This is a genomic window from Porticoccus litoralis, assembly GCF_030676955.1.
Classification (GTDB): Bacteria; Pseudomonadota; Gammaproteobacteria; order Pseudomonadales; family Porticoccaceae; genus Porticoccus; species Porticoccus litoralis.
In genome coordinates this window covers 376,002-397,043 of record NZ_JAUUUU010000002.1, presented here as the reverse complement: position 1 = coordinate 397,043, position 21,042 = coordinate 376,002, and the positions used below count along the sequence as shown (strand labels likewise).

The 21,042-nt window shown below is 53.7% G+C and carries 24 protein-coding genes and 1 tRNA gene; 3 read left to right on the top strand and 22 right to left on the bottom strand.

The genetic code is table 11. The annotated features are described in order from the left end of the window. Window positions 1-2: 2 nt before the first annotated feature. Window positions 3-1,091 (bottom strand): mechanosensitive ion channel family protein, encoded by a 1,089-nt coding sequence (locus Q8A57_RS06230; protein WP_305170111.1) that lies wholly within the window; start codon window positions 1,089-1,091, stop codon window positions 3-5. Between the two features lie 181 nt (window positions 1,092-1,272). Between Q8A57_RS06230 and Q8A57_RS06225 the strand changes: the two genes are divergently transcribed. Further along, complete coding sequence (locus Q8A57_RS06225; RefSeq protein WP_305170110.1) at window positions 1,273-2,241, top strand: calcium/sodium antiporter; 969 nt, start codon at window positions 1,273-1,275, stop codon at window positions 2,239-2,241. A gap of 283 nt (window positions 2,242-2,524) precedes the next feature. On the opposite strand, the gene Q8A57_RS06220 is transcribed toward Q8A57_RS06225, so the two are convergent. From Q8A57_RS06220 to Q8A57_RS06135, 18 genes are all read right to left on the bottom strand, one after another. Continuing rightward, a tRNA-Lys gene (locus Q8A57_RS06220) sits at window positions 2,525-2,600 on the bottom strand. Window positions 2,601-2,647: 47 nt separating this feature from the next. After that, window positions 2,648-3,337: a 7-cyano-7-deazaguanine synthase QueC gene (gene queC, locus Q8A57_RS06215; RefSeq protein WP_305170109.1), complete on the bottom strand. Its 690-nt coding sequence runs from the start codon at window positions 3,335-3,337 to the stop codon at window positions 2,648-2,650. 3 nt (window positions 3,338-3,340) lie between these two features. Then, window positions 3,341-3,991, bottom strand: a complete 651-nt coding sequence (gene queE / locus Q8A57_RS06210) for a 7-carboxy-7-deazaguanine synthase QueE (RefSeq protein WP_305170108.1) — start codon at window positions 3,989-3,991, stop codon at window positions 3,341-3,343. A 62-nt stretch (window positions 3,992-4,053) separates the two neighbouring features. Further along, window positions 4,054-4,839 carry a tol-pal system protein YbgF gene (gene ybgF / locus Q8A57_RS06205; RefSeq protein ID WP_305170107.1) on the bottom strand — a complete coding sequence of 262 codons (786 nt, stop codon included), beginning with the start codon at window positions 4,837-4,839 and terminating at the stop codon, window positions 4,054-4,056. 153 nt (window positions 4,840-4,992) lie between these two features. After that, the gene (pal, locus tag Q8A57_RS06200) at window positions 4,993-5,499 is read right to left on the bottom strand and encodes a peptidoglycan-associated lipoprotein Pal (protein ID WP_305170105.1); all 507 of its coding nucleotides are present in this window, start codon (window positions 5,497-5,499) and stop codon (window positions 4,993-4,995) included. Window positions 5,500-5,530: 31 nt separating this feature from the next. Then, entirely contained in the window at window positions 5,531-6,820 is a 1,290-nt protein-coding gene (tolB, locus tag Q8A57_RS06195; protein ID WP_439651645.1) for a Tol-Pal system beta propeller repeat protein TolB, read from the bottom strand. Between the two features lie 3 nt (window positions 6,821-6,823). Then, entirely contained in the window at window positions 6,824-7,543 is a 720-nt protein-coding gene (locus Q8A57_RS06190; RefSeq protein WP_305170104.1) for a TonB family protein, read from the bottom strand. A 5-nt stretch (window positions 7,544-7,548) separates the two neighbouring features. After that, window positions 7,549-7,977, bottom strand: a complete 429-nt coding sequence (tolR, locus tag Q8A57_RS06185) for a protein TolR (protein WP_305170103.1) — start codon at window positions 7,975-7,977, stop codon at window positions 7,549-7,551. Between the two features lie 2 nt (window positions 7,978-7,979). Continuing rightward, window positions 7,980-8,657 (bottom strand): protein TolQ, encoded by a 678-nt coding sequence (gene tolQ, locus Q8A57_RS06180; RefSeq protein WP_305170102.1) that lies wholly within the window; start codon window positions 8,655-8,657, stop codon window positions 7,980-7,982. A 20-nt stretch (window positions 8,658-8,677) separates the two neighbouring features. Beyond that, on the bottom strand, window positions 8,678-9,079 hold the full coding sequence (ybgC, locus tag Q8A57_RS06175) for a tol-pal system-associated acyl-CoA thioesterase (protein ID WP_305170101.1): 402 nt from the start codon (window positions 9,077-9,079) through the stop codon (window positions 8,678-8,680). After that, window positions 9,076-10,113, bottom strand: coding sequence for a Holliday junction branch migration DNA helicase RuvB (ruvB, locus tag Q8A57_RS06170; protein ID WP_305170100.1), 1,038 nt, complete (start codon window positions 10,111-10,113; stop codon window positions 9,076-9,078). Before ruvB ends, ybgC begins: the two co-directional genes overlap by 4 nt. A 24-nt stretch (window positions 10,114-10,137) precedes the next feature. Further along, the gene (ruvA, locus tag Q8A57_RS06165; RefSeq protein WP_305170099.1) at window positions 10,138-10,740 is read right to left on the bottom strand and encodes a Holliday junction branch migration protein RuvA; all 603 of its coding nucleotides are present in this window, start codon (window positions 10,738-10,740) and stop codon (window positions 10,138-10,140) included. Then, complete coding sequence (gene ruvC / locus Q8A57_RS06160) at window positions 10,737-11,297, bottom strand: crossover junction endodeoxyribonuclease RuvC (protein ID WP_305170098.1); 561 nt, start codon at window positions 11,295-11,297, stop codon at window positions 10,737-10,739. The genes ruvA and ruvC overlap by 4 nt, the downstream gene beginning before the upstream one ends. Before the next feature lie 131 nt (window positions 11,298-11,428). Beyond that, a complete protein-coding gene (locus Q8A57_RS06155; protein ID WP_305170096.1) occupies window positions 11,429-11,719 on the bottom strand; it encodes a hypothetical protein in 291 nt (96 codons plus the stop codon). A 72-nt stretch (window positions 11,720-11,791) separates the two neighbouring features. Next, the gene (locus Q8A57_RS06150; protein WP_305170095.1) at window positions 11,792-12,538 is read right to left on the bottom strand and encodes a YebC/PmpR family DNA-binding transcriptional regulator; all 747 of its coding nucleotides are present in this window, start codon (window positions 12,536-12,538) and stop codon (window positions 11,792-11,794) included. A 75-nt stretch (window positions 12,539-12,613) separates the two neighbouring features. Next, window positions 12,614-14,392, bottom strand: coding sequence for an aspartate--tRNA ligase (aspS, locus tag Q8A57_RS06145; RefSeq protein ID WP_305170094.1), 1,779 nt, complete (start codon window positions 14,390-14,392; stop codon window positions 12,614-12,616). 68 nt (window positions 14,393-14,460) lie between these two features. Then, a complete protein-coding gene (locus Q8A57_RS06140; protein ID WP_305170092.1) occupies window positions 14,461-14,730 on the bottom strand; it encodes an FmdB family zinc ribbon protein in 270 nt (89 codons plus the stop codon). Window positions 14,731-14,876: 146 nt separating this feature from the next. Further along, window positions 14,877-15,305: an HIT family protein gene (locus Q8A57_RS06135; protein WP_305170091.1), complete on the bottom strand. Its 429-nt coding sequence runs from the start codon at window positions 15,303-15,305 to the stop codon at window positions 14,877-14,879. Between the two features lie 85 nt (window positions 15,306-15,390). Here Q8A57_RS06135 and Q8A57_RS06130 point away from each other — a divergent pair, with 85 nt between their 5' ends. Together Q8A57_RS06130 and Q8A57_RS06125 are read left to right on the top strand one after the other, a co-directional pair. Continuing rightward, complete coding sequence (locus tag Q8A57_RS06130; protein WP_305170090.1) at window positions 15,391-17,106, top strand: proline--tRNA ligase; 1,716 nt, start codon at window positions 15,391-15,393, stop codon at window positions 17,104-17,106. After that, a complete protein-coding gene (locus Q8A57_RS06125) occupies window positions 17,103-17,675 on the top strand; it encodes a lytic transglycosylase domain-containing protein (RefSeq protein ID WP_305170089.1) in 573 nt (190 codons plus the stop codon). Before Q8A57_RS06130 ends, Q8A57_RS06125 begins: the two co-directional genes overlap by 4 nt. A gap of 162 nt (window positions 17,676-17,837) precedes the next feature. On the opposite strand, the gene Q8A57_RS06120 is transcribed toward Q8A57_RS06125, so the two are convergent. The 3 genes from Q8A57_RS06120 to secD all read right to left on the bottom strand — a co-directional run bounded on the left by Q8A57_RS06120 (window position 17,838) and on the right by secD (window position 21,008). Then, on the bottom strand, window positions 17,838-18,050 hold the full coding sequence (locus tag Q8A57_RS06120) for a cold-shock protein (RefSeq protein ID WP_305170088.1): 213 nt from the start codon (window positions 18,048-18,050) through the stop codon (window positions 17,838-17,840). 171 nt (window positions 18,051-18,221) lie between these two features. Then, entirely contained in the window at window positions 18,222-19,142 is a 921-nt protein-coding gene (gene secF / locus Q8A57_RS06115) for a protein translocase subunit SecF (protein ID WP_305170086.1), read from the bottom strand. A gap of 9 nt (window positions 19,143-19,151) precedes the next feature. Next, window positions 19,152-21,008 (bottom strand): protein translocase subunit SecD, encoded by a 1,857-nt coding sequence (gene secD / locus Q8A57_RS06110; protein ID WP_305170085.1) that lies wholly within the window; start codon window positions 21,006-21,008, stop codon window positions 19,152-19,154. Window positions 21,009-21,042 lie beyond the last annotated feature (34 nt).

The following is a 21,042-nucleotide window of genomic DNA, read 5'->3' as shown; positions in this document are numbered from 1 at the left end:
AGTCAGATATCTGTTACGGGTGGAGTAAAGGTCGCCGACTCCTGCCGGGTGTTGAGCGCACGGATGGGGTAGGGAATCACAATGCCCTCCTCGGCATAACGCTTGTGCAATGCCTTGATAAAGGCCGACTTTACCCAGAAGCGATTGAAGTACTCCTTGGCGCGTAGCATCACGGTAAAGTTGATGCTGGAATCTGCAAACGCCGTATACACCACAAAGGTCTCGTAATCATCCACGCCCCATTCATGGCTGACCAGAATCTCGCGCGCTACCTCCAGGGTCACACGCTCCACATGTTCCAGGTCTGAACTGTAGTGAACTCCCACTTCCACCGGCACCGACAGCTCTTTTTCCGGGTAGAAGTAATTGATGATCTTGGAATTTGACAGCTCACTGTTGGGCATAATGATGGTGTTGTTGGGCAGCATCCTGATCCAGGTGGAACGCCAGCCAATTTTATCCACAAACCCCTGCTCCCCGGATTCGATTTCAATAAAGTCTCCCACACGAATGGGCTTGTCGATCACCATTTGCACGCCGGAAAAAAAGTTTTCCAGCGTGGGTTGAAGTGCCAGCGCTACCGCCAGAGACGTAATCCCCAGAGACGCCACAATGGGCGTGACGGAGATGCCCAGTGTGCCCAGTAACACGAGGGCACCGATACAGATAATAATGCCCCGACTGATGCCCTTGAGAATGGTTTTACTGTTTTTGAAATTCTCATGCCGCTCAGCCTGTTCGCCGATAAACCCCATGGTGATACGGTCGACGAACAGGATAACGGCCATAATCAGCAGTATTTTGATCAGTGTATCGCCGTATGCCTGACCCGTATTTGCCAGTAATCCCGTGTAGTTGAGCAGCGCCTCGACAACCATTAACAGGCAGGCGACGGCAAACACAGTCAACGGCAGGGACAATGCATAAACCATTAGTGAGTCCAGCATATACCGTGTTTCACTGGTCAGTTTGCGCAGGCGGTGCATGATCAGCTTTTTCAGGATATAAAGGACCACAGCACTGATCACAACGCCAACTATCACGATGACCCAGGGTGTCAAAGCATCGTTCAGGTAATCGATTGAAAACATAGTCTTTCTCCCGCTGACAGATACCATCAGTGATGCAACATTCATACCTTCAGATGCAGAAGCCAACTCAACGGGATGGCAGGACTGCTCTCTGCTGCTCCGGACTTGCTATTTATACCCATGGGTATGATCATGCTGACCCATTCAGGTCACCCCGATTGTTGAGTACCCAGGACGTTGTATGCTAATTCCATTACTGGCCGTTATCGCAGGGCTGATTGTGCTGGTCTGGAGTGCCGACCAGTTTGTCGATGGCGCCGCTGGCACGGCGGGCCACTTCGGCATGCCACCACTGCTGATCGGTATGGTGATTGTTGGTTTTGGTACGTCCGCACCGGAGATGGTGGTCTCGGCCCTCGCCGCCTCCCAGGGTAACCCGGGCATTGCACTGGGGAATGCCTACGGCTCTAACATCACTAATATTGCACTGATTCTTGGCCTGACGGCACTGATAAGCCCCATTGCGGTTCACTCTCAGGTGTTGCGCAAGGAACTGCCGATCCTTATTGCCCTTGCCGGACTGGCGGCCTACCAACTCTGGGATGGTCATGTTTCCAGAACCGACGCATGGATATTATTAGGACTGTTTGCCTGCCTCATGGGTTGGACTATTCGCCAGGGGCTTCGCAATAAAACCGATGTACTGGGCAGTGAAGTGGCTGAAGAGCTGGCCGCACACCCGGTTGCGTTGTCAAAGTCGGTGTGGCAGTTGATTCTGGGGCTGGTATTACTGGTTGCCAGCTCAAGATTGCTGGTCTGGGGTGCAGTGGAAATTGCCCAGGGCCTGGGTGTCAGTGATATTGTCATCGGCCTGACCATCATTGCCATTGGCACATCTCTGCCGGAACTGGCCTCATCGCTGGCAGCCACCCGCAAGGGTGAGCACGATATTGCTCTGGGTAATGTGCTGGGCTCGAATATCTTTAATACTCTGGCGGTGGTGGGTATCGCTGGCGCCATTCATCCCATGTCAGTGGGGCCGGAAGTCCTCAGCCGAGACCTGCTGGTGATGACAGCCCTGACACTGCTGTTGTTTGTATTCTGCTATGGTTTCCGGGGACCGGGGCGAATCAACCGCCTTGAGGGGTTGGTGCTGTTGTCCTGTTATATCGGTTATATGGTCTACCTGGGCACCACCGTATTCGGCTAGTGCCTCACTGGCAAAAATGATCAATATCTTTACCGGAAAATGACTGTGCACAGACATGGCTTGGATGGTCTAAATGACAATGTCCAAGCCTTTGTCTCCACCGGGTACCAGCTCCGACGTTCGCCCAAGCTTATTCACACCTAACCGAGAAGAAGTACTGCTTTTTAAGGAAGGCCTCTATCCTGAAACGCAAGGCGGAGATTGTCGCACAACGCTTCCATGCATAAATCCATTGCTTATCGGACATAAAAAAGGCCGCCTAATTAGGCAGCCTTTTTAAATTTGGTGGGTCGTGCTGGATTCGAACCAGCGACCAATTGGTTAAAAGCCAACTGCTCTACCAACTGAGCTAACGACCCTTGGAAGAGGCGCATATCTTACTTATGGGCAATCAAAAATCAAGTATTTATTTCGAGAGAATATAACGGGTTGGATCTCCAACCCCAGCCTGTTCAAAACCAATTTTGCGCAGCCGGCAACTATCGCATTTTCCGCAGGCCAGTCCCGCTTCCGTGGCCTGGTAACAGGACACGGTTTGTGAGTAGTCCACACCGGCTTGCATACCCAGTTGAATAATTTCTGCCTTGGTCAGATCAATCAGCGGTTTGTTTATACGCAAGTAGCGACCTTCAACGCCCGCCTTGGTAGCGAGATTGGCCATATTCTCAAAAGCCTGGATGTATTCTGGCCGACAGTCCGGGTAGCCGGAGTAATCCACAGCATTCACACCAATAAAAATATCACTGGCCTCCAGCACCTCAGCCCAACCGAGAGCGATGGAAAGGAACACTGTGTTGCGGGCGGGCACATAGGTGACCGGGATACCACTAGTTTCTTCTTCTGGCACCAGAATGCTGTCATCGGTCAGCGCAGAGCCGCCAATGGTTCGCAGATCCAGCTTAACCACCTTGTGCTGTTCTGCACCCAACTGCTCTGAACAGCGCTGGGCAGCCGCCAATTCAGCATGGGCACGTTGGCCGTAATCAAAACTGAGGGTAAAACAACGGAATCCCTGCTGACGGGCCATGGCAAGCACGGTGGTGGAATCTAACCCCCCCGACACCAATACAACGGCTTTTCTATTTGTTTCATTCATTAATCAATGCCCCGGGGTATCGTTCCAGAGTAGTTTATGCAGTTGTAACTGAAATCTTACCGGCAGCCTGTCCTCCAGAATCCACTCCGCCAACTCTTTTGCCTGCAGTGAACCATGGCTCGGGGAGAACAGGATTTCCCCTACCCGCTCGGGCAGGGACAGCTCGTCCAGCTTTAATCTCGCCCACTCGTAATCCTGACGATCACAGATCACAAATTTAATCTGGTCGGTAGTTTGTAATAACGAAAGGTTGTCGTACAGATTGCGATGGGCTTCCCCGGAAGCGGGGGTTTTCAGGTCCATAACCTTGACGACGCGAGGGTCAACGTCTGCGACAGACAACGCGCCAGCCGTTTCCAGTGACACGGCATAGCCGCGATCACAAAGTGCCGTCAAAAGTTCGAGACAGGATTTCTGCGCCAACGGTTCACCCCCGGTGACACAAACCCGGGGCGTGGCAAAGACTGCCACCTCATCGAGTATTTGCGTCAGGGTTTTGCGCTCACCACCGTAAAAGGCGTATTCCGTATCGCAGTAATGACAGCGCAATGGACAGCCGGTCAGACGCACAAATACGGTTGGCAGGCCAACGGTAGAGGATTCACCCTGCAGGGAGTGAAATATCTCGGTAATTTTTAGGGATGTCTGTTCCATGAAAGCTCGACTACGCGGCAGAAACCGCGCAGTTTAACGGAAAAAGCAGCAACAGGTTACAGCTAGAAATTTTCTCTGAGATAGCTCTGCGCCAACTTGGCAGCGTTATCAGTGCCCGCAGCGGCTTTCTCAAGCAGGGACTTCGCTTTCGTGTTATCACCCATCAGGTGGTAAACCAACCCCAGCTTAAACGTGGCATCCGACGCTTTACGGTGTGCCGGGTAACTGGAAGTAACGGTATTGAACGATTGCCTGGCCTGTTCCAGGTTGTTCTGCAACAGGTAAATTTCACCAAGCCAATAGTGTGCATTGGCCGTGTAAGTGCCACTGGGATACTTCTCAACATGCTGTTTGAACAGTGCCGTGGCCTCTGCAGTCTTACCCGCTTTTAACGCATTGTAGGCGGCTGTGTAATCAGCCGCTTCGTTCCCAGATGCCGGAGTCGGCTTTACAACGGGCGAAGTGGCTGTCGACGTGGTGGTAGAAGCTGAATGGGCCGTGGGCGTGTTTTGGGTTTCTGTTCCACCGGCACTCATTCCGCTGAGACGGCGATCCAGGTCCATATAATCATCAAGCTGACGGGCTTTAAGCTGTTTAATATCATTGCTCAGCTCTTCGACCATACCCCGTAGAGTACGCACCTCATCCTGAAGCATCTGCAGCTGGTAATGGGGGTCACCCACCGCCGCTGGGGCAACCGGCTGTGGTGTCGGAGTCACAGGTACCGGAACGGGTATGGGGGGCGGGTTATAGGTGGACTCACTGCCAATTTCGGACACCGGAGCCGCAGCTTGGAGCGTAAGAGGAATGCAGGCAAATAGGAGAGTGCTGGCAATTAAAGCGCGCATGAGTCATACCCCGATGAGTTAAGCAGACCCTGATATGGACAAGCAGAATGTGCAGAAGTTGTTATGGGCTGAAACTTTCAGGAAAAATCCTGACAACTTAAAGCGTCCGGCGTGACAAGCACACCGGACGCCCTTCACAAAGCTGATAGCTTATTACTTCATTTCAACACGACGGTTCAGCGCCCATGAAGCTTCGTTGCTGCCCATAGCAGCCGGGCTTTCTTCACCGTAGCTGATCACTTCCATCACTGCTGCGTTCACACCTTCCTGGATCAGGAAATCACGAACAGAGTTAGCACGACGTTCACCCAGTGCCATGTTGTACTCGCGGGTTCCGCGCTCGTCCGCATGGCCTTCCAGACGAATATTGACCGCTGGGTGGGCTTTCAGCCACTCGGCGTGCAGACGCAATGCAGCGCGCGATTCGGCATTTAATACTGCCTTATCGAACTCGAAGTAGAATACACGAGCTACTGCACTGTCTGTGCCCAAGGTAGTGCCACTTACGTCCTGTGTGCTAACTGTACCAGTGGTAACGGATTGGCTCGGCATGGTGGTAGATGCAGAAGCGTCTTCATCGCTACCAGTGGTAGAACAGCCCGACAACAGCGCTGCCATAAAAGAGATGATCGCGCCATATTTGAGCAGTTGTGTCTTCATTGTAATCTCCTGTAACTAAAAACAAGCTTGTTTATTTGGGTGACCAGGCAGGTTCTCGGACATCTCCGAACCTCGCTGGCAATAAAAATTTCACACCCGCATCCAGTGAAACAGCCGCCAGTACTCCCTTGTCGCCTTGTTTGGTGGCATACAAAAGCATAGCACCATTAGGGGCAACGGTTGGGGACTCATCCAGATACGTTTGTGTTAAAACTCGCAGGTCGCCCGTAACCAGATCCTGTGTTGCGATATGAAAGTTACCATTATCGCGGTGTACCATGACCAAAGTACGCCCATCAGGAGCAAGTCTTGGTCTGGCGTTGTACGACCCCGCAAAGGTTAAGCGTTCTACCCGTCCACTTGCAATGGCCAGTTTGTAAATTTGTGGTGTGCCCCCCCTATCCGACGTAAAAATCAGCGATTTTCCGTCCGGCGTCCAGTTTGGTTCGGTATCAATGGCGAAGTGACTGGTTACTCTGCTGAACTGGCGAGTAGTCAAATCAAAAGTGTAAATTTCCGGATTTCCGTCTTTGGAAAGGACCAGAGCCAGCTTGCGGCCATCCGGGGACCATGAAGGTGCTCCATTCAGCCCTTTGAAGTTAGTGAGCTGTTCGCGGGCGCCGGTGGCCAGGCGCTGCCTGAAAATGGCCGGTCTGCCGGTTTCAAATGACACATAAACCAGTTCACTGGCATCCGGGGACCAGGCAGGAGACATGATCGGCTGGCGGGATTCCAGCAACATACGCTCCCTGTGGCCGTCTGCATCTGACACCATCAGGCGGAAATTCATGCTGCCGTTCTTGGGATAGGCCGTGACATAAGCGACCCGGGTCGAAAAAGCGCCGGGTATTCCGGTGATGGCCTCATACACCTGATCGCTGATGTAGTGGGCCATGTCCCTGAACTGCGTCGATCCTCCATCCACCACTTTGGTAAAGACCGTGCGCCCGCCAGTGATTTCAACCAGGCTAAAGGTAATCCTGTAGCGACCAGCGTTTTCAACCACCTGTCCCACCACCAGATACTCGCTCCCGAGTATGCGCCAATCCCGGTAATACACCTCTTTAATAGTGGCGGGAAATGACAGCATATTCTGGCGCGGAATCGGGCTGAAGAGACCGCTGCGCTGCAGGTCATTGGAGACAATGTTGCTGACATCCTCCGGCAATGCACGCCCAGACTGGGTGATCGGAGGAATAGCAATACGCGTGGGGTTATCCACCCCCTGGGTGATCTCAATGGTGAACTCAGCCGCAGCCGGTGTCAGCCAAAACAGCGTGGTCAATGTAAGGGAAAGAACCAACCCTAATTTTTTGCTCACAGGTTATAACCTCAAATCATCTGGTCTGAATACCAGCGTCAACCGACGAAAATACTTGTCGAACACCCTGGGATTCTCTATTTCTTTCAACTTCTCAAAACGGCCCACTTTATGTACCGCCTGCTCGGCAGAGCGGTCAAACGCGGAATTGCCACTGGAACGTACCACACTGACGCTGATGACCTGGCCGGTGGGCACCAGTTGTACCAGCAACTCAACCTCCATCTCTCGACGGGCGCTCGGTGGTCGGCTCCAGTTTGCCGCAATACGTTCAAAAATATAGTCATGGTAACTGGCCGCAATCTCTTCTTCATTCGATGCGGCCAGAAACTCTTCTTCCTCTGCCAGCGCGCTGGCCAGTTGCTGTTGCAACTGCTTTTTATCCGGCTCCGGTTTTGGTGCCGGCTTGGGTTCCGGTTTCGGCACTGGCTTGGGCTTCGGCGCTGGTTTCGGTGCCGGTTTTGGTGCCGGCTTGGGTTTCGGTTTTGGCGCAGGTTTCGCTACCGGCTTGGGCTTCGGTTTGGGCTTGGCGACAGGCTTAGGCTGCGGCTTGGCCTTTTGCTGCAACGTCATCAACTTAGCCTGCACATACTTGGGCGGCGCCACTTTGCGCTGTATATGTTCCGACTCCCAATGCCAGACCATGAGCATCACCACGCCAGCATGCAACAGCAGGCTGACCAGAATGGCGACTGTATATGTGGAGACTTTGCCCGAAAACACAGTGGTCAGTTTCTTCCAGGCGGCTCTGTCACCAACCCGACCGAAGGTGCCCCGGCTCCCTGCAGCTGGCTCATGAGTTGCACCACCGTGCCGTAATCCACGGCTTTATCCCCCCAGACCAGTACCGGTGTCTTGGGCTGCACACCCATCACCTTTTTGACCTTGTCGACAATCACATCCAGGGATTGTTGCTCATTCTGGCCATTGCCCAGATCCAGGTAATAAGTGCCGTCTGCTTTGACGGAGACGATCAGCGGCTCCAGGTCTTTATCTTCCAGAGGGGCGGAGGGCGCTTGGGGCAACTCCACCTTAACTCCCTGCATCAGCAGCGGTGCGGTGACCATGAAGACAATCAGCAGTACCAGCATCACATCGATGTAAGGCACCACATTAATTTCTGCAACCAGGCGGCGTTTTTGCCGGGGACTTTTCATATTCAATCACCGTGAATGCGGCGGTGGAGAATACTGGAAAATTCTTCGGCAAAGGTTTCGTAGCTGCTGTAAATACTGTCTGCCGACGCCGAGTAACGGTTATAGGCCAACACCGCGGGAATCGCGGCAAACAGCCCCATCGCCGTAGCAATCAACGCTTCGGAAATACCCGGAGCAACAGTTGCCAGGGTTGCCTGCTGCACCGTGGCCAAGCCACGAAACGCATTCATGATGCCCCAGACTGTACCAAACAGGCCGATGTAGGGGCTCACGGAAGCCACGCTGGCCAGAAAGGGCAAATTGCGATTGAGGCGCTCTTCTTCCCGTGACAGGGCCACGCGCATGGAACGCTCGGTGCCCTCCATGACGGTATCGGGATCGACGTGGCTCTTCTGTTGTGCCAGCCGGTTAAATTCACGGAAGCCTGCGCGGAACACACTGGACAGCCCTTCCACCGAGCCCTGCGCGCCGCAGTCATGGTAGAGCTGGTTAAGGTCGATACCGGACCAGAAGTTATCCTCGAACTTGCGCAGAGTGTGGGCGGCATTTCTCAAATACAGGCCGCGCTGGACAATCATGACCCACGAGACGATTGAAGCGAAGAACAACAGCAACATGACAAACTGCACCAGCAGAGTGGCATTGGCTATCAGACTCCAAAGGGATAAATGATCGTTCACCGGTTACTCCCGTCAGGTTATCAGAGTGCAGATTTGAGGGTCTGCATCATGTCTTCAGGAATGGCTACCGGGCGTTTGCTGTCGTGATCAATACAGGCTGCCCGCACGGTCCCTTCCACTAAAATTTGCTCGTCACGCTTTACCGTCTGGGCGATGGTAAAGGATGTTCTTGTCACGCCCACCAGCCGCGCAGTGGCAATGATTTGGTCGTCTAGCACCGCCGGAACACGATATTTCAATTCCACGGAATGCACCACGAACTGCATTCCATCGAACAAAGCCGGCTTGTCATACCCGAGGGTCCGCATCAGTTCGGTACGGGCACGTTCCAGGTATTTCAGGTAGTTGGCGTAGTAGACAATGCCACCCGCGTCGGTATCTTCCACGTAGACGCGAATGGGTAGACAATATTCTTTGGTCATTTATCCGTTAAATCCAATTGCCGGGGCAAATTATCCGGGCTCTGAAGTCCAAAATGTTCGTAAGCAAGAGCCGTCACCATGCGGCCACGGGGCGTTCTGGTGATGTAACCCTGCTGTATCAAATAGGGTTCCAGAACATCCTCGATGGTATCCCGCTCTTCACTGATTGCCGCTGCGATGCTATCGACACCCACCGGCCCACCGGCGAACTTTTCCATGATGGCCAACAACAGGCGGCGGTCCATATGATCAAACCCTTTGCCATCGACATTCAGCATGTTCAGAGCCTGGTCTGCCACATCAGCAGTGATGTTGCCGTCCGCTTTCATTTCTGCAAAATCCCTGACCCGCCGCAACAGGCGATTCGCAATACGCGGCGTACCCCGTGAACGGCGCGCAATTTCAGCGGCACCCGGCTTGTCCAGGCTGACACCGAGAATTCCCGCCGAGCGGTAAACAATCTGGCTCAACTCCTCCACCGAATAGAACTCGAGCCGCTGCACAATGCCAAAACGATCCCGCAGTGGAGAGGTCAACAGACCCGCCCGGGTGGTCGCTCCGACCAGGGTAAAGGGTGGCAGGTCGAGCTTGATAGAACGGGCCGCCGGACCTTCACCAATCATGATATCCAGCTGGTAATCTTCCATGGCAGGGTAGATCACTTCTTCCACCACCGGGCTGAGGCGGTGAATTTCATCAATAAACAGCACATCCCCCGGTTCCAGATTGGTCATCAACGCCACCAGGTCTCCGGCACGTTCCAGCACCGGCCCCGATGTGGTTTTCAGGGCAACACCGAGTTCATTGGCAATGATATGTGCCAGGGTTGTTTTGCCCAGCCCTGGAGGACCAAACACCAGGGTATGATCCAGAGGTTCGCCGCGATTACGGGCAGCACCGATGAAGATTTCGAGCTGGTCGCGCACAGCCTGCTGGCCGACATAATCGGCAAGGCTCAAGGGACGAATAGCGCGGTCGAAACGATCTTCCTGAACGGAAGCTTCGGGGGAAATCAGACGGTCTGTTTCGATCATAGCGGCCAGTATATCTTGCTGGGCTTAGCTTTTAACCATGCTTTTTAGTGCCAGACGAATCAATTCCTGACTACTTTGCCCTTCCGTGGCTACAGCAGCGACCATGCGCGATGCTTCCTGCGGTTTATAGCCAAGGGAAGTCAGGGCACTCTCCGCTTCAAGAACCGCGTCGGGCGGCTGTGCAAGTGTTGCGGTAGAGGCAACCGGCATATCTTTCGTGGCAAAACTTTGCAGGCGATCACGCATTTCAACAATCAATCGCTCAGCGGTTTTCTTGCCGACGCCAGGCAATCTAACCAGACCCGCCACATCGTTATTCTGAACGCCTTTTACAAACTCGCTGGCAGTCATGCCGGAAAGAATGGCCAGTGCCAGCTTTGGCCCCACACCGCTGACCTTGATCAGGTGTCGAAACAATTCTCGCTCACTCTGCTCACCAAACCCGAAGAGCTGATGGGCATCTTCGCGCACTACCAGGTGCGTATGCAGCACCACGGTTTCACCCTGTGGGGGCAAGTCAAAAAACGTCGTCAGGGAAACCTGAACCTCATAGCCGACACCCTGCACATCAATGAGCAACTCCTGTGCCTGACGCTCCAGCAACACACCGCTGATACGGCCGATCATTTGACCGGACTCCCCTGCTCACCGCCTACTCCAGGCATGGACTTGATACGACCCCGGGAATACTGAATCCCTCTGGATAACCCGGAGGCTGTGCCCAGCGTTCTGGCATGACAGAGGGCAACCGCCAGGGCATCGGCAGCATCCTCGGCTGGCGCGGCAGACAGTTTGAGCAGACGTGTCACCATAAACTGCACCTGCGACTTGTTGGCCGCTCCTGTGCCCACAACCGACTTCTTGACCAGACGAGCAGCATACTCGGCCACACTCAAGCCAGCATTGGTGCCAGCGGCTATGGCGGCACCCCGTGCCTGACCCAGTTTTAACGCAGCTCTGGGATCTCGGGCCAGAAAAATATCTTCCACGGCCATGGTGATAGGGCGATATTCGGAAATCAGGGTACTCAGACTGTCAAAGATAATTTTCAGCCGCTCGGGAAGGGCGCCTTCGGGCAAACGGATAATACCGCTGGTGATGTATTCAGCTTTTGCACCAACGGCGTTAATGATGCCAAAACCGGTCTTTCGGGAACCGGGGTCAATGCCGAGTATCAGGGTCATGCCACTCCACCAACATACTGTATATTGCTACAGTATCCTACTGATGCAAAATTACAAGCCCTGATCAGCCACTTGCCCCGCCAAAAATAAAAAAGGCGGCCACTGGGGCCGCCCGATCAAACCGCAAAACGTTACTCAGCTTTGGGTTCTTCATCTTCTGCGGCAGGTGCTTCTCCGGCAGGTGCTTCTCCGGCAGGTGCTTCTTCGGCAGGTGCTTCTTCGGCAGGTGCTTCTTCGGCAGGTGCTTCTTCGGCAGGTGCTTCTTCTACCTTCGGCGCAGCCTGTGTAACGAAGCCTTCGGCAATCAGTATGGCAACTTTTTCATCGCCATTGACAGTGTTTTTATCAGCATCCACCACGGCATAACGGCCTGAACGCTTTTGATATACGGTGTACTCCGCAGTTTTCTTCAGCACTTTCATCGTTTTTCTCCTCTGATTACTCGCTCTGTGATCAATCAGGTGGCATTGAAACCACCCACATTTACCGGCCGTTCAGCCGAGTTCTGCCATCACCTCATCGGGAATATCCGCGTTGGTATAGACATTCTGCACATCATCCAAGTCTTCCAGGTGGTCCACCAATGCCAGCAGCTTTTCTGCCGCTTCTTTATCCAGCGCAACGGTGGTTGTCGCCAACATGGTGACCTCGGCCTGCTCCGGCTCCAGACCGGCAGCCGTCAATGATTCTTTAACCGTGGAAAAGTCTTCCCAGGCGGTCAACACATCCACTGAGCCGTCTTCATTGGTGACCACATCTTCGGCACCGGCTTCCAGTGCCGCCTCCATAATCTGATCTTCGTCAGACCCCGGGGGATAGCTGATCTGGCCTGTGCGATTAAACAGGTAGGCGACCGAACCATCGGTGCCCAGATTGCCCCCGCGTTTTGAAAACGCATGACGCACATCAGACACGGTCCGGTTGCGATTGTCAGTCATGCATTCGACCAACACGGCAATACCACCCACGCCATAACCTTCGTAGGTGACCTCTTCATAATTATCGGCGTCGTCAGCACCGGCACCTCTGGCAATGGCCTTATCGATAGTGTCGCGCTTCATATTGTTGCCAAGCGCCTTATCAATGGCCGCTCGCAGGCGCGGATTATCTTCCGGGCTACCGCCACCACTTTTGGCCGCCACCACAAGCTCGCGGATCAGCTTGGTGAAAATCTTGCCCCGCTTGGCATCCTGGGCTGCCTTGCGGTGTTTTATGTTGGCCCATTTACTGTGACCGGCCATAAAAATACCTCCACTTCATACTGCATCGGGTGTCCTGTCACCCGTTGTCATTATTTTTTAAGACAAGGGCCGGTGTTAGCCCTCTTCCTGAGGTTTTTTCTCACGCAATCGTATGTTCAGTTCCCGCAACTGCTTGGTATCGACATTGCCGGGAGCGTCGGTCAGCAGACAAGCCGCGGTTTGGGTTTTCGGGAAAGCGATCACGTCGCGAATCGACTGACTGCCGGTCATCAACATGATCAGGCGATCCAGTCCGAAGGCCAAGCCACCGTGGGGCGGACAACCAAATCGCAATGCATCGATCAGGAACCCGAACTTCTCATCCGCTTCCTCATCGCTGATTCCCAGCACCTCAAACACGGCACGCTGCATATCGGGATTGTGAATACGAATGGAACCGCCACCCAGTTCGGTGCCGTTCAACACCATATCGTAGGCAATGGACAACGCTCCTTCAGGATTGGATTTCAACTCATCCGGCGTACAGGCAGGACGGGTAAACGGGTGGTGCAGAGAAGTCCAGCCACCTTCGCCATCCTCTTCAAACATGGGAAAATCCACTACCCAGAGCGGGGCCCAATCACAGGTGTACAGGTTGAGGTCGGCACCCAGCTTGCAACGCAATGCGCCCAGGGCCTCACTGACCACCCGGCGGTTATCGGCACCAAAGAAGATCAGGTCACCATTTTCTGCGCCGGTGCGTTCCAGAATCGCCGCACGAACCTCATTGGGCAGGAATTTAACAATCGGAGACTGCAGACCTTCTTCAAGGTCATCTTTGTCATTGACCTTGATGTAAGCCAGGCCACGTGCTCCGTAAATGCTCACATACTTGGTGTAATCATCAATCTGCTTGCGGCTGATCTCACTACCACCCGGTACTCTCAACGCCGTTACGCGGCCTTTCGGATCGTTGGCGGGACCGGAGAACACCTTGAACTCCACCGCAGCCATCAGATCTTTGATTTCCACCAGTTCCAGCGGGATACGCAGGTCGGGTTTGTCACTGCCGTAACGCAGCATCGCCTCACTGTGGGTCATGCGCGGAAATTGGCCCAGATCCACATCCAGCACCTGTTTAAACAGGGTGTGAACCATCTCTTCATTGATGGCCATGATCTCTTCTTCTGTGGTGAAGGAGAGCTCCACATCCACCTGGGTAAATTCCGGTTGGCGATCGGCACGCAAATCTTCATCGCGAAAACATTTGGCAATCTGGTAGTAACGGTCGATTCCGGACACCATCAACAGCTGCTTGAACAACTGTGGCGATTGCGGCAGCGCAAAAAACTTGCCGTCATGGGTGCGGCTGGGCACCAGGTAATCGCGGGCGCCCTCGGGTGTAGCACGGGTCAGAATCGGGGTTTCAATATCCAGAAAACCGCGCTCATCGAGGAAATTGCGAATCACGTTGGTAACCCGCGAACGGAAGCGCATATTGTTGAGCATTTCCGGACGACGCAGGTCGAGATAGCGATAGCGCAAGCGAACGTCTTCACCGACCCTGTTGTGTTCATCGAGGGGAAACGGCGGTGTGTCGGAACTGTTGAGAATCTCCAGCTCCAGTCCGTAGACTTCAATCTGGCCGGTGGCCATTTCTGGATTAACTGTTTCGGGCGTACGCGCGCGAACCTTGCCGCGCACCTTCAAGACATATTCGCTGCGCACCCGGTCGGCTTGTGCAAAGTGTTCACCGCAGTCGGGATCAAATACCACCTGCACAATGCCTTCGCGATCGCGCATGTCGACAAATATCACACCCCCGTGATCCCGTCGGCGGTCAACCCAACCACAGAGTGTCACTTCCTGATCGATGTGCTCTGAACCAAGCACACCGCAATAACTTGTACGCATTCTCTTATCCCGTATTCAACAATGAGACCGGGGATGGACACCCGGCATGACCGCCATTGACGTCAAAATTAATTCGCGGAGCAGGTACCCGAACTTTTGGCAGGCTTCTCAGCCTTGCCTTCACCGGATTTTTCGCCGGCGATATTTTTTCGGTTGCCCTTTTTAAAGTCGGTTTCGTACCAGCCGCTCCCACTGAGCCGAAAGCCGGCAGCGGAAAGCTGTTTTTTCAGAGCCTGCTCATGACAGGCCGGACATTCCGTTAAGGGACTGTCACTGATTTTCTGCAGAACTTCCAGTTCATGACCACAGGAGTGACACAAATAACCGTAAATCGGCATAACAAACACCTACCAATCTATAACAGGCAAAACGCCCCTGATAAAAGCGGCGCATTATACCCCAGTAAAACCGGGGCTAGAAGATTGAATCCGATCAGAATTGGGGGGGTCGACTATTTATGGAAGCCGGTTGCTAGCACTCTGCACTAGCCGTCGAGCGCAACAAATCCTTCGCCTTCCAGCACATTGGAAATAGACTCAAGTCGCTGACACCGCTGCGCATCTGTATAGGTTGCTGGCGCCTGTGCACCCCAGATGGGATTTGGCCAGGCACCGTCGGTTTTGTAACGCACCACATGGTGCATGTGAAGCTGCGGAACCATATTCCCCAAAGTGGCAATGTTGATTTTATCTGGGGAGAACACGTCCACCAGCGCCTCTGCCAACTGGCAGGACTCGCGCATCAACTGCTGTCTATCCTCCTCTGAGAGGTGATAGATTTCCGTTACCGCCTCAAGGCGCGGCACCAGAATAAACCACGGATAGTTGGCATCACGGTGCATCAACAGACGACACAACGGAAAGTCACCCACAACCACGGTGTCTGAGACCAACCGGGAATCAAGTTCAAACATTTGACATCCTCTAATCCTGTACCCGAAGCGGGCTGCACCGTAAAATAGCGCCTTTTCCAGCAACCTCCAAGATAAAGAATAGAACATGCGAGCCAGCCAGTATCTAATTGCCACACAGAAAGAAACGCCCTCCGACGCCGAGGTCATCAGCCACCAGTTGATGATTCGAGCAGGGATGATCCGAAAACTGGCTGCTGGCCTCTACAGCTGGCTGCCGCTAGGCCTAAAAGTCCTGCGCAAGGTAGAAGCCATTGTCCGGGAGGAAATGAACCGTGCCGGCGCTCAGGAAGTACTGATGCCGGTCACCCAACCGGCGGAACTCTGGCAGGAGTCCGGACGCTGGGAGCAATACGGCCCGGAACTGCTGAGAATGCAGGACCGTCACAGCCGCCCTTTCTGCCTGGGCCCCACCCATGAGGAAGTGATTACCGACCTGGTGCGCAACCAGATCCGTAGCTACAAGCAGCTGCCGGCCAACTTCTACCAGATTCAAACGAAATTTCGGGATGAAATCCGCCCCCGCTTCGGCATTATGCGCGCCCGCGAGTTTCTGATGAAAGATGCCTATTCTTTCCACACCGACCAGGCCAGCCTTCAGGAAACTTATGACATTATGCACAAGGCCTACAGTGCGATCTTTACCCGCCTGGGCCTGGACTTCCGCCCCGTGCTTGCCGATACAGGCAGCATCGGTGGCAGTCACTCCCACGAGTTCCACGTGCTGGCCGCTTCTGGGGAAGATGACATCGCCTTCTCCACCGAAAGCGACTACGCCGCCAACGTGGAAATGGCTGAAGCCATTGCGCCAGAGGGCAGCCGTCCCTCCCCGTCAGAAACCATGCAGGAAGTGGCCACACCCGGCCAACACAGCATTGAGCAGGTCAGTACATTCCTCGATGTACCCGCTGCCAGCGTGGTTAAAACTCTGATTGTGCAAGGCGATGACGAAGAAGCACCACTGGTTGCCCTGGTGGTGCGCGGCGATCACGAGCTCAACGACATCAAAGCGGAAAAGTTACACGGTATTGCTGCACCGCTGACCTTTGCCAGCGAGGAACAGATTCGCGCAAACCTGGGTTGCTCAGTCGGATCTATCGGTCCTGTCGGCCTGAAAATTCCAGTCATTGTTGATCATAGTGCCGCTCACCTGGCTGACTTTGTCTGTGGCGCCAACCGGGACGGCGTTCACCTGACAGGAGTCAACTGGGAGAGGGACTGCCCGATTGACGATGTCGCCGACATTCGCAATGTGGTACCCGGAGATCCTAGCCCCGATGGCAAGGGTCTGCTGGAAATCAAACGCGGTATCGAAGTGGGCCACATTTTCCAGCTGGGCACTAAATACAGCGAGGCGATGAACGCCAAGGTACTGAACGAGGAAGGCCGGGAACAGGTCATGATCATGGGCTGTTACGGCATCGGTGTGAGCCGCGTTGTTGCCTCAGCTATTGAACAGAATCACGACGAAAATGGCATCATCTGGCCGGATGCCCTGGCTCCGTTCCAGGTGGCACTAATCCCCATCAACATCCAGAAATCTGAACAGGTTCGCGAAACTTGCGAAAAACTCTACACCCAACTGCAGGAACGCGGTCTGGATGTGCTATTTATGGATGAAGAAAAAGCCCGCTTGGGTGCCATGTTGGCGGACGTTGAACTGGTGGGTATCCCTCACCGGGTAGTGATTGGTGATCGCGGTCTCGAAAATGGTGAAGTCGAGTACCGTCACCGCCGCGAAACCGAAAACCGCACGATTGGCCTGAACGATATTATCGAGTTCCTGACAAAGACCATCGAATGAGAAAAAAATTGTGCAAAGGGTTGATCATCGGGTGGCTGACAGCCATCTTGTTCACCCCTTTTGCCACGCTGGCCGAGCAGGAAGTCGACCAGCAGCTGGTGGCCTTGCTCAAGGCAACAATCGCTCAAGCTGACAGTTTTGAAGACCGCTTTGATGCCGAGGTCTGGTTGATGGCGAAATCGAGTCAGCTGGAAAAATTTATCCCCGACAGCCGCGAGCGGCTTGAACTGCTTCGCAAAATCCACCTGGCAGCAACTCGAGCCGGGCTTTCACCGGAAATTGTTCTTGCCGTTATCCAGATAGAAAGCCGTTTTGATCCCTACGCCGTATCGCGCGCAGGGGCGCAAGGCCTGATGCAAGTAATGCCGTTCTGGAAACGGGAAATAGGCCGCGAAGAAGACAACCTCATCCACGTAGACACCAATCTGCGCTACGGCTGCACGATTCTGAAATATTATCTGGATATGGAAGATGGCGACCTCACCCCGGCGCTCGCCCGCTACAACGGCAGCTATGGAAAAACCTGGTACTCTGAACTGGTACTGGTAGCTTGGGATAACTGGCGCTAGGCCAAAAGATGACCTCACCTTTCCCCGCAATGCCTTCTCAGCACGTCAGCAGAAAAGTGAACGTCATGTCGACCAATAGGTCGGGCGTTATTTCACGCAATAGAAAACAAAAAATGCCAGCATTTGCTGGCATTTTTTGGGTGTAACACGACTGTTAAAGCCTTACGCAATAACGGTTACGTTCTGAGCCTGAGGGCCTTTCTGGCCTTGGGTCACTTCAAAAGAAACCTGTTGGCCTTCAAACAGTGTGCGACGGCCAGTACCGTTGATAGCACTGAAATGCACGAATACATCCTTTCCACCTTCCTGGGCCAGGAAGCCATATCCTTTTTCTTCATTGAACCACTTAACGGTACCGGTAACTAAATCTGACATATGATCCTCGTAAACACTTGATTGCCAACTTGTTGTATTGGCAGTAATAAATACGGACGCATCAGACGCCCGCAATGGCCACTTTAACAGCGGCTGTCCGAAACAAGCAAGAAAAAATTTAGCTGCCAGAATCAAGCAACTGCGGCCCGGACAGCCCTAAAGTCGCCTTTCTCAAGGCAATTCGTCGAATTCCGCACCCTCTCTTTCCGGGGGTAGCAGATCCTCACGTTTCATACCCAGAAGCAACAACATGTTGGCTGCCACATAAATAGACGAGTAAGTACCAATGACAACACCCACAATCAGGGCGATTGAAAAGTTGTGGATCAACTCACCACCGAAGACAAACAGTGCCACCAGTACAAAGATGGTGGTCAACGAGGTAATCAAGGTACGCCCCAGGGTCTGGGTTAGAGATTCATTGATCACACTGATCAGATCCTCTTCCCTCAACAGGCGGATGTTCTCCCGGATTCTGTCGGCAACCACAATGGTGTCATTCAGGGAATAACCGATCACCGCCAGCACCGCTGCAAGCACGGTCAGATCCACTTCCAGACCGGTGATAGAGAAGAATCCCAGGGTGATAATCACATCATGAATCAACGCAGCCACTGCACCCAGCGCAAACTTGTATTGGAAGCGAATCGCGACATACAGCATGACCACGGCCAGCGCAGCCAGCATTCCTAGGCCACCGTCTTCCCGCAACTCTTCACCAACCTGCGGACCAACGTAATCCACACGACGCAGCTCAAGCTCGCCGGAATTATTCGGATCAAGCGACTTCATTACCGATTCCGCAAGGCCCTCGTCGGGCTTTCCCTGCATGCGAATCAGCACATCGCTTTCCGAACCAAAAAACACAACCACCGGGTTTTCAAACCCGCTATCAGTGAGCTGTTGACGAACCAGGCTCAGGTCTGCTGCTCGGGGGAAACCAACTTCTACCTGAGAGCCCCCTGTGAAATCCAATCCCAGCACCAACCCTTTGACTGACAGGGAGACTATGGCGCAGAGCAACAGGGCAATGGAAAAAGCGGCAGCCAACTTGCGGCCACCCATAAAATTGAAAATGCGTTGGGTTGTCATGGCCAGCTCCTAAATCCAGACTCGTTTGATGGTGCGATCACCATAGAACAGGTTCACCAGCGCGCGGGTACCCAGAATAGCCGTAAACATGGAAGACAGAATACCGATGGACAGCGTCACCGCGAAACCCTGAACCGGACCTGAGCCGATGGCATATAGAATCACCGCCACGATCAGCGTTGTCAGGTTAGCATCAAGGATCGAAACAAAGGCCCGGTCATAACCGGCATTAATGGCCGACTGCGGCGGCATCCCGTTGGCCAGCTCCTCCTTGATTCGCGAAAAGATCAGCACGTTGGCATCCACCGCCATACCGACGGTCAGCACAATACCGGCAATACCCGGCAGTGTTAAGGTCGCCCCCAGAATAGACATGGCAGCCACCAAAATGATCAGGTTGAATCCCAGTGCCAGGTTGGCAAAGAGACCAAACATCTTGTAGTAGACCAGCATAAACCCGAGAACCACCAGCATACCGATGGTGACCGACTTGATACCCAGCGCAATATTTTCGGCACCCAGCGACGGACCGATGGTGCGCTCCTCCACAAAGTACATGGGCGCAGCCAGTGCACCCGCTCGGAGCAACAGCGCCAATTCCGAAGCTTCACGGGGGTTATCAAGACCGGTAATGCGGAAAGTCACGCCCAGCGCACTGCGAATGGTGGCAAGACTGATAATCTTCTTCTCGACATAACGTTCCGGAATGGCAATCTGCTCACCATTCTCATCGGTGATGTAGTCCATCCGGGTTTTGTACTCGATAAACAACACCCCGAGACGCTTGCCGATGTTCTTGCGAGAGGCCCGATGCATGCGCGCACCGCCCTCACTGTCCAGGTTGATGTTGACCTGGGGCATACCATTTTCATCAAACGAGGATGTGGCATTGGAAACATGATCACCAGTAATGACCACGGTACGTTCCAGGAACGCATCCTTTGGTCGTGCGTTGGGATCGCGGAATTCAAATTTTTCCCGGTTGGTGATTTTTCCCGGTTCCGCTTCCAGTCGAAATTCCAGATTAGCTGTTTTACCAATGATCCGTTTTGCTTCTGCCGTATCCTGCACACCGGGCAGCTCCACCACGACGCGATTGCGGCCCTGGCGCTGAACAATGGGTTCCGATACGCCTAGCTCATTCACCCGATTACGCAACGTGGTCAGGTTCTGGTTGAGTGCATAATCCTCAATTTCCCTGACGGCCGCTTCGGACATGCTTGAGCGAATCACAAAGAGGCCATCCTCCTCACTCAACTGTCTGCCCAAATCCCGAAAGTTTTTACGCAGGATTTCACTGCCCTGATCACGCTCTGCCTCAGTATCGAATTTACTGACAATGGTTGCTCCATCTTCCAGCTTGACACTTGCATAGCGCAGCTTTTCTTCACGCATAGCCGCCCGCACCTCACGGACGGCCGTATCCATTCGTTTGCCGATTGCTTCGTCTGTATTCACTTCCAGCAGGAAATGAACACCACCACTGAGATCGAGGCCAAGCTTCATGGGGCTGGCTCCCAGCGAGGACAGCCAGTCTGGCGTGGTGGCAGCAAGATTTAACGCAACAATGTAATCGGAACCCAAGGCACGCTGAATAACACGCTTGGCCAGCAATTGTTGCTCTCCATCCCGAAGGCGAATAAGACCATTTTCACCGCTCACTTCACCACCGAAGTACTCGATACCCTCCTGTTTGAGCGCCGCTTCAACACGCTCGAGCACAGGAGCATCGATTACCGTGCCACTGCTCTGGCCGGAGATCTGCACTGCAGGATCGGGGACGTAAAGATTGGGGAGTGCATAAACAACCCCCAGCGTAATCACAAAGACTATCAGCAGGTATTTCCAAATTGGGTAACGGTTCATATCACGGTTCTTGTGTTGTGTCCCGGTTGATAAA